8 protein-coding genes and 2 pseudogenes are annotated in these 7714 nt (G+C 66.3%); 8 read left to right on the plus strand and 2 right to left on the minus strand.

Translation table 11 applies throughout. The annotated features are described in order from the left end of the window. Positions 1-12 precede the first annotated feature (12 nt). Positions 13-975: an alpha/beta fold hydrolase gene (locus ACFV0T_RS35525; protein ID WP_385788620.1), complete on the minus strand. Its 963-nt coding sequence runs from the start codon at positions 973-975 to the stop codon at positions 13-15. Positions 976-1576: 601 nt separating this feature from the next. On the opposite strand from ACFV0T_RS35525, the gene ACFV0T_RS35530 reads away from it, so the two are divergent. The 3 genes from ACFV0T_RS35530 (at position 1577) to ACFV0T_RS35540 (ending at position 5333) form a co-directional block, all read left to right on the plus strand. Next, positions 1577-2335: an IclR family transcriptional regulator gene (locus ACFV0T_RS35530; RefSeq protein ID WP_385788622.1), complete on the plus strand. Its 759-nt coding sequence runs from the start codon at positions 1577-1579 to the stop codon at positions 2333-2335. A 165-nt stretch (positions 2336-2500) separates the two neighbouring features. Then, entirely contained in the window at positions 2501-4309 is a 1809-nt protein-coding gene (locus ACFV0T_RS35535; RefSeq protein WP_385788624.1) for an MFS transporter, read from the plus strand. A 295-nt stretch (positions 4310-4604) separates the two neighbouring features. Continuing rightward, the gene (locus ACFV0T_RS35540; protein WP_385788625.1) at positions 4605-5333 is read left to right on the plus strand and encodes an SDR family oxidoreductase; all 729 of its coding nucleotides are present in this window, start codon (positions 4605-4607) and stop codon (positions 5331-5333) included. A gap of 135 nt (positions 5334-5468) precedes the next feature. Here ACFV0T_RS35540 and ACFV0T_RS35545 read toward each other — a convergent pair. Continuing rightward, positions 5469-5666, minus strand: a pseudogene (locus ACFV0T_RS35545) (transposase); the annotation flags it as partial. 365 nt (positions 5667-6031) lie between these two features. Here ACFV0T_RS35545 and ACFV0T_RS35550 point away from each other — a divergent pair. The 5 genes and pseudogenes from ACFV0T_RS35550 to ACFV0T_RS35570 form a co-directional block, all read left to right on the plus strand. Further along, positions 6032-6403: a hypothetical protein gene (locus ACFV0T_RS35550; protein WP_385788627.1), complete on the plus strand. Its 372-nt coding sequence runs from the start codon at positions 6032-6034 to the stop codon at positions 6401-6403. A 481-nt stretch (positions 6404-6884) separates the two neighbouring features. Then, a complete protein-coding gene (locus ACFV0T_RS35555) occupies positions 6885-7166 on the plus strand; it encodes a helix-turn-helix domain-containing protein (protein WP_385788628.1) in 282 nt (93 codons plus the stop codon). After that, on the plus strand, positions 7163-7351 hold the full coding sequence (locus tag ACFV0T_RS35560; RefSeq protein WP_385788630.1) for a hypothetical protein: 189 nt from the start codon (positions 7163-7165) through the stop codon (positions 7349-7351). The genes ACFV0T_RS35555 and ACFV0T_RS35560 overlap by 4 nt, the downstream gene beginning before the upstream one ends. Continuing rightward, a complete protein-coding gene (locus ACFV0T_RS35565) occupies positions 7348-7515 on the plus strand; it encodes a hypothetical protein (protein ID WP_385788632.1) in 168 nt (55 codons plus the stop codon). Before ACFV0T_RS35560 ends, ACFV0T_RS35565 begins: the two co-directional genes overlap by 4 nt. 44 nt (positions 7516-7559) lie before the next feature. Then, positions 7560-7714, plus strand: a pseudogene (locus tag ACFV0T_RS35570) (IS5/IS1182 family transposase); the annotation flags it as partial.

Consider the following 7714-nt stretch of genomic DNA (forward strand, 5'->3'; position numbering starts at 1 on the left):
CGAAGGGGCCCCTCACGCCGCCGCTCGCTCATCGACCCGGTCGAGGAACTCGTTGACACGTGCGGCGAAGATCTCCGCGTACTGGAAGAGGAAACCATGCCCGGAGTCCGGGTAGACAACGAGCTCGGCGTTGGGCAGACGCTGCGCCATGATGAACGAGTTGACCGTCGGGACCATCACATCGTCGTGGCCGTTGGCAACCAGGACAGGGTGGGACAGCCGACCCAGTTCCGGGTAGGCAGTGTCGCCGCCCGTGGAGAAGTACTTGATGGCCTCGATCTGCTGCTCGAACGAATCCGTGCTGACTTCAGGTGCCCGGTCCGCGCGCCGGTGCGTCCGTTCCCACAGCCCGTCGCCGGCGCGTATTCCCGCGCCGGACTCGGTGAAGAACAGGACGCGCAGTGCGGCCAGATCCATGTGCGGCGCCGATCGCAGCGGCCCCACCTGGGGCTTCGAGGGCAGAATGCCCTCTCCCGCACCCGGCCCCGTTCCCGCGAGGACCACGCGGCGCACCAGCTCGGGGAACCCCAGGGCCAGACGCTGAGCGACGTAGCCGCCCAGCGAGAACCCGATCACGTCCACCGGCCCCTGGGCGACGGCGGTGATGAAGGCTGCAGCAGCCTGTGCCATCTCGGTGACCGTGCCCTGAGTCATGCCACTGGATCGCCCGATGCCGGCATTGTCGAACAGGATCACCGTCCGCTCTTCGGCGAGGGCATCGACGAGCAGCGGATCCCAGTCGTCCATCGTTCCCCGGAACCGGTTCAGGAAGACGAGCGGAGTTCCGGTGGCCGCGCCGAACCTGCGGTAGGCGAAGCGGACCCCGTCCACCTCCACGAACGAATCGGGAACGTCGAGGGAGAAAAATGTCATGGCGACTTCCTGTCTGAGCAGTTGATAAGGAGAGGGAGCGTCGGGCCGATAAGCCCATGGCACACACGGGTGCATGGCACGGCGGCAACCCGGATCGGTCACACGCCGCGCAGGTTCACGCCCTTGGCTTCGCCCCGAGCAGGCAACCAGCGATCAGCGTGTCGAAACGCAGAGACCCACCGGGAACATCGGAGCGCTTACGCCCAGAAGGCAAGCCCGCGGGCAGCTCATCGCTTCCTTCTCGGACATGGGCCAAATTCCTTCGCTCGGTGTGCTAGCTGCACTGTCCTGCATCCCGGAAGCGTGTGCTGGCCTCGTTCAACGATCCTGTATGGCGCAACCAAAAAGGGTGATCGGATTCGAATATGTTGAACAGCTGCGGGTGTGCCTGGCGTCTGGAGTGCTCCGCAAGCCTCTTCCCCCCGAGCGACTTCGAAAGTCGAACCGACGGACGTATGCTCAAGTGCGGGCGCGATGTCCGGGTGGTGTGACGGTCACCCTTCGAGACAGACAGCGCCTGCCAGGGACACGGGCGCCGACTCCGGCCGCCCCGGGAACACCGCGGTCGCGACGACGACTGCCGCACGCCTGCCCCTCTGAGTCACCTTGGATCGGGGCCGCTGACCAGCAGGGACGCCAGGCGTAGTGCCTGGTACCGGAATGCCGGCATCGGCAGACCTGGAAGCGGACAAGGAGCGTGCTGATGTCGACGATCGGGAAAGCGGGCCGGTTGCTGGACCTCTTCAGCGCTGCGACGCCGGAGTGGGGAGTCAGTGAGGCCGCCGCTTCGCTCGGCATCCCTCGCTCCACGGCACACTTCCTGCTCACCGGCCTCACCGAGGCGGGGCTCTTGCAGATGCGGCGGCGAGGCCGCTACGAGCTCGGATGGCGCATATTCGAACTCGGCGAGGTCCAGCGCTCCTCCTCGTCCCTCGCCCCCATGGCAAGGCCTGTCATGGAGACCTTCGTCCGACGGTTCGGCGAGACCGTCTGTCTCGGTGTGTTCCTGCGTGATTCCGTGCTCTACATCGACAAGGTGGTCGGAGACGTTCCGCTGTCCGTGATGGGACCGCGCATCGGCGCGCGCTACGACGCTCACGGCCACGCTTCCGGCCGCGCACTGCTTGCCGCACTTCCGCCACAGACGGTGGAGGAACAGCTACGCGGACGGGAACTCCGAGTCCCTAGCAGCAACTCGCCCGTCGACCCGGACGATCTGCTGCGCGAGCTCGAAACGATCCGTCGCACCGGGGTTGCATTCGACTACGGCGAAGCCGTGCAGGACGTGGGGTGTGTCGCCGTGGGGATCAGAGGGCCCCAAGGAGATGTCGTGGCGTCACTCAGTCTCAGCGCGCCCTTGCGCCGCTTCTCCAGTCGCGAGAGGGAATTCGTTGCGGCAGCACGTGGGGCTGCGGCCCAGATATCGGAGCGATTGTGTTCGCCTGACGGGTCGGATTGGTAGCGAGCCACCGTTCCCGAGTCTTCCACGGTACGGACGACCAACGACCGCGGTCAGCGCCGACCACCTAAGTTTTCATCTGGCCCCCGCAGACCGTCGAAGCGAGCGGCCAGATGGTGGGACGTCATCCGGAGGATCCGGCCGCGGACGGCAGCCGGACGGTCCCCGGTGGACCGGGGACATCAGGGCGCCAAGCCGTCCCAGCTGATCGACGGCTCCTACATCGACACCCTCGCCGACCTCGACGGCACCAAGATCTCGACGACCGGCAGTTCCTGTCCGCGATGGAGCACCACAAGCAGGCCGACCGGCGCTGGCCGCCGTCCTGTCCGCGCCAAGGCGACGGTGAAGGGCGGTGTGGGCACGCTGCGCGAGCGCCCGCAGGGCAAGAGCCGGCAGGGCGAGCGGTGGCCGGCCCTGGAGGGGCCGACCGGGCGCCCCGGCATCCGCGCCGCTGTCAACGTAGAAGGCGCGTTCCCGATCGTCGACATCAGCACGCTCCGTCACCGGGTCTCACCCGGTCGTTCAACATATCCGAATCCGATCAACCACTTTGGTCGCGCGATTCAAGATGGCTGGACGGCGCCAACGCATGGGCTCGGCATGCAGGAGAGTGCAGCCACCCCACCGAGCAAAGGAGCTTGGCGCATGTCCGAGACGGAAGTGGTTCTGCCGACGAGCGGCAGCAGACCGCAATGGAGGGCTGTTGCCGCACCCAGCCCAGTGCGGTCCTATGCGGCAAGCGCGATCGGCAACGCCCTGGAGTGGTTCGACTGGGGCACGTACGCCGTCATGTCGCCGTTCATCGCGGCTGCTCTCTTCAGCCACGCCGATCCGACGTCCGCGTTGCTGAGCACGCTCGCCGTCTTCGCGGTCGGGTTCGTCGCGCGCCCGATCGGCGGGTTCGTCTTCGGTGTCATGGCGGACCGTCGCGGACGGCGGTCCGTCCTGCTCACCACGATGATCATGATGGCGGGCAGCACTTTCGTCATAGCACTCATCCCCACCTACGCCACCATCGGGGGCTGGGCCTCCGTGATCCTCGTGGCGGCCCGGCTCGTTCAGGGCTTCGCGCACGGCGGCGAGTCGGCCATCTCCTACTCCTACGTCTCCGAGATCGCGCCGAAGGCCCGGCGCGGGCTGTGGGGAAGTGGCGTGTTCGTCAGTCTGTTGATCGGCTCGATCGCGGCCAACGCGCTCGCGGGAACCATCACTTCCCTCTCGAGTGCTGGGTTCGCGGCCCAGTGGGGTTGGCGGATTCCGTTCCTCGCCGGAGCAGTAGTCGGCCTCTACGCCCTTTTCCTGCGCCGCACCATGATTGAGAGCGACGTCTACGAGGGTCATCGCTCACCCCGGACGGCAGACGACACGACGGCAACGGAATGGTCGAAGGCCAAGATCGTCAGGCGCGCCGTGGCCCTCGCCTTCTTCCTCGCCGGCGGCACCGTGGTGCACTACACCTGGACCTCGTACATGGGCACGTATGCGATCACGCGGCAGGGCATGACCCCCAGCTCCGCATACTGGGCCGCACTGGTCTCCCAAGCCATCGGCGCGGCTCTGCTGCCCTTGTGGGGGCACCTCTCCGACCGAATCGGCAGAAGGCCGCTGATCATCGGTTTCGGTGCGATTCTCGGCGCACTGGCCTTTCCGATGAGCAACCTCGTGAGCTCCCAGTGGTGGTCACTCGCGCTCCCCGCCACGATCACGCTCGCCTTCTGGGGCATGAGCGCTGCGATATTCCCGGTCGTGCTGGCCGAGAACGTCACGACCCGACACCGGGCCTCCGTAGTCGGTACGGTAAGTTCCGTCGCCGTCGGCCTGTTCGGCGGAACCGCTCCTTACCTCAACGCGCAACTCGGATCAATGGGCATCGGCTGGGCCTTCAACGCTTACGTGGTCGCCCTGTGTGTCGGCACGCTCATCGCCGGATGCCTGCTCAGCGAAACCAAGGGCCTGGACCTCCGCGACGTGTGACCGTTCCGGCTCGCACGCGGCCACCTCGTCGGGCCGACCGGTCCTCCCGATCCTCGCTGGACGGCGAGTACGTCGTTCTCACCGGGCCGAGAGCTTCGGTAGCGGCGCCGGCTGCAAGAAGCCGCCAGGCACAAGACAGCGCTGGGCCGCAGCGTCAGCGGGCCGAAGTCGTAGGCGCCGTACTGCTCTTCGCCTCCCTTGCAGGTTCCTGCATCACAGGGCAAACACTGCTGATCGACGGCGGCCGATCCATTCTCCGACCGGCCTCGACATTTTAGGAAAGGATCCCACATTCATGTCTGTTCTCGACGGCGCCGTCGTACTCGTCACGGGTGCGAACGGAGGGCTGGGGCAGCACTGGGTCGCCCAGGCCCTGCACCGAGGTGCGGCTCGCGTGTACGCCACGGACCTCAGACCTGGTTCATGGGAAGACTCCCGGGTAGTCCCGGTCGCTCTCGATGTCACGGACGAGGCCTCTGTCGCCGCGCTGGCCGATCGTGCCCAAGATGTCACACTACTGATCAACAATGCCGGCATTCCGCAGCGCGAGCCCTTCCTCGATGTGGCAGAAGAGGCACTTCACCGTACATTCGACGTGAACTTCTTTGGGCCGCTGCGTATGGCGAGGCATTTTGCACCCGCACTCATACGCAACGGAAACGGCCGGATAGTGAACGTCATCTCGCTGCTCAGCTGGATGGCGATCGCTCCCGGCTACAGCTCGACCAAGGCAGCGCTTTGGTCAATGACCAACTCGCTGCGACTTGAACTGGAGCCGAGGGGAGTTCGGGTCGTAGCGGTACACATGGGATTCACGGACACACCTATGACGCTTGGCCTGGACGTTCCGAAGAACGATCCTGCCGATGTCGTGCGCGCGGCTTTCGACGTCATCGAGTCGAATGGAGAGGAGGTTCTCGTAGACGACTGGACTCGCGCTGTCAAGGCGGCCTTGGCCGGTCCCATCAGGGCGATGTATCCCCAGCTGGATGGGGCCGACCTGCCTTTCGGGCAAGGGCAGTAGGAATTCTTCGACGAGTTGACCTCGATTTGCCAGAGTTACTGGATCTTTTGGGCGATGTCGGTTCGTTCGGCTGAGCGTTGAGGTCTCTGCGTTGTACTGCTGAGACCGTGAGGTACGCGCAGGGGGCGGCTTGACCAAGCGAGGCGCAGTGACCTCGACCGGGCCGGCAGCGGTGACCACGATCCGGGAACGGTGGTGGCCATTGCGGACCACCAGTCGATGCCCCCGCTCGTCGGACTCGGCCGCCAACTCGGCTATGTACTGGTTGACTTCCGCTTCCAGCGCGGCAGCCAGCACGCGGCGGGCGCCCTCTCGGACGATCTCGTCGATCAGGGAGCCGGACTGAGGGAGCCGTCGTCGGTGACTAGGCTGAGCACGGGCGTGCCTTCCCGACCCGCGCTGCGAACGCGGGCCTACTCGGTGACCATCACAGGGTCATTCGGAAAGTACGCCCTCAGCGTCCCTCCCCGCACCGATCCACAAGTCAGCATTGCTCGCGACTACCACGCCAGTTGGCGGGGGAAGTTCACGTACCGTGACACGACGAAGGGTTCGGAGGTCGTGTATGACCAGGCCAAGCGGGTGCTCGTGGTGAAGACGGCGTACGACATTCACGCATTCCAGTACACCGTTAAGCAGTTCGAGGACGGCATACAGGCGGGACGGTACGTCCTGAAGAATCCGGGAGGCGGCCCGCCGTGAGGGATAGGCCGTTTGTACGACGGGAAGGAACGGGCTTCTCCGTCCGGTTCGTCGGGGCACAGTGCGCGCTCCTGCGTGACGCGCTGCTGTGGCTCGCCCACCGGCGTGAGGGCGATCCCGCTGTCACGGTGTGGGCGGGGGCCGGCCCGGAGCGGCTGGAGCGGCTCCACGGCACGCTCAGTGCCGATGAGCACGTGGTTCTCACGGCCGACGACCTGCACATCCTGCACGCGGTGCTGCTTTCCATCCACAGCATGTTCGCTTCGGAAGAGGCGTTTCACACCCAGCTCGGCTTCTACCGCGAGAATGCCTTCGGGCTCGCGAACGGCCTGGTGAGAGCCGTCCAGGAGGCCGCCTCGGACGCCTGAGCAGACGCCTGAGGGGCCCGCAGTCACCGAGTGCGGGCCCCTTCTCATACGGTCGTCCGTGCCGCCGTACTCGCCCGCCGGGTGAGCTCTGGTGCCAAGAGGGTCGCCTCCGGGACGGTGTCACCGGTCAGCTTGGCCATCAGTAGGTCCACTGCCCGCGTGCCCACCTCCGTCGACGGGCCAGCGAGTCGCAGCCGCGTCTGCCGTGACGCCGCGGCCCGCCAGTTCGACCACCGGCAGCGGCACCTTGGCATCCGCCGCGACCGCAAGGAACACACCCAGGGACACGGAGTTCCGCACGGCCAGCCCCGGCCCGGAGGCATCCGACTCCCTCACTCACCATCACCCCCGCCCAGGTCCAACCCGGTGACGAGCTTACCGAGTTACCTGGACAAGGATCCGAGACGAACGACTAGGAGCCGACGGCAAACCCCACGATTGAGTGGAGCACCGCACGCCGCGGATGGGCACACATATCGACATGAACACGTCATGCTATGGCGCCCGCCACACCTACCCCGAAGCCGCGGCGATCCTCCGCGTCGACGAGTCATGGCTGCGCCGGCACATCAAGCAACTGCCGCACTCGAAGAAGGGCCGGGTCGTCACGTTCTCCGACGACGACCTCAACCGGATCGACGCCCAGTTCCACCACGAGCCGACGCCGGGCCAAGCGCCTGCGATGCCGGCCATGGCGGGAGGATCGCATCCGATGGTGCATCTGGTGCCGCTGCCCCGCCGGTCGCGGAGAGGCGTACGGTGACCCGCGAAGAGCGGCTGGCGCTTCTCGGCCCGGAGATCGTCGCCCACATCCATGAGGTGGTCGCGGCCGCTCCGCCGCCCAGCCCTGAATTGGTCCAAGAGTTGCGTCGGATCATGACGCGCCCCGGCGGCGTCGTTCCCGCGCCCCGGTCGGCGGTCACCGCCGACGAGGAGAGAGAGGCATGAGCGGCTGGCCGTTCTCCTTCGCCCATGCCGAAGCCACCTTCGGCCCTGAGTGTGCCGCTCTTGAGGAGCGCGAGCGACGGGAAGCCCCTCGGTTCACTCCGGAGCACGACGAGTTCGCGCGCGAGATGGACGCCGACGAGATCGAGGAGCAGTCCGGCGCCTGATTTAGACACCGTTTCTGATGGCGTGATCGTTCGTTGATCCGTGCATGACGGATCTGGTTGAGCGGCTGGTGCCCGATGAGTTGTGGGTGCTGTTCCGGCGGGTAGTGCCTCCGATAGAAGTGAACCGTCCGCAGGGTGGCGGTCGTCGCCGGGCGGGTGACCGTGAATGCCTGGCAGCGATCATCTTCGTGGCGACCTC

Origin of the sequence: Streptomyces sp. NPDC059582 (assembly GCF_042735715.1) — a bacterium.
Classification (GTDB): domain Bacteria; phylum Actinomycetota; class Actinomycetes; order Streptomycetales; family Streptomycetaceae; genus Streptomyces.

What these genes read in the sequence shown, in the direction of transcription:
- ACFV0T_RS35530 (WP_385788622.1), top strand. Translation starts at nt 1,577, where the DNA reads ATGTCGACGATCGGGAAAGCGGGCCGGTTGCTGGACCTCTTCAGCGCT.
- ACFV0T_RS35540 (WP_385788625.1), top strand. Translation starts at nt 4,605, where the DNA reads ATGTCTGTTCTCGACGGCGCCGTCGTACTCGTCACGGGTGCGAACGGA.
- ACFV0T_RS35555 (WP_385788628.1), top strand. Translation starts at nt 6,885, where the DNA reads ATGAACACGTCATGCTATGGCGCCCGCCACACCTACCCCGAAGCCGCG.
- ACFV0T_RS35565 (WP_385788632.1), top strand. Translation starts at nt 7,348, where the DNA reads ATGAGCGGCTGGCCGTTCTCCTTCGCCCATGCCGAAGCCACCTTCGGC.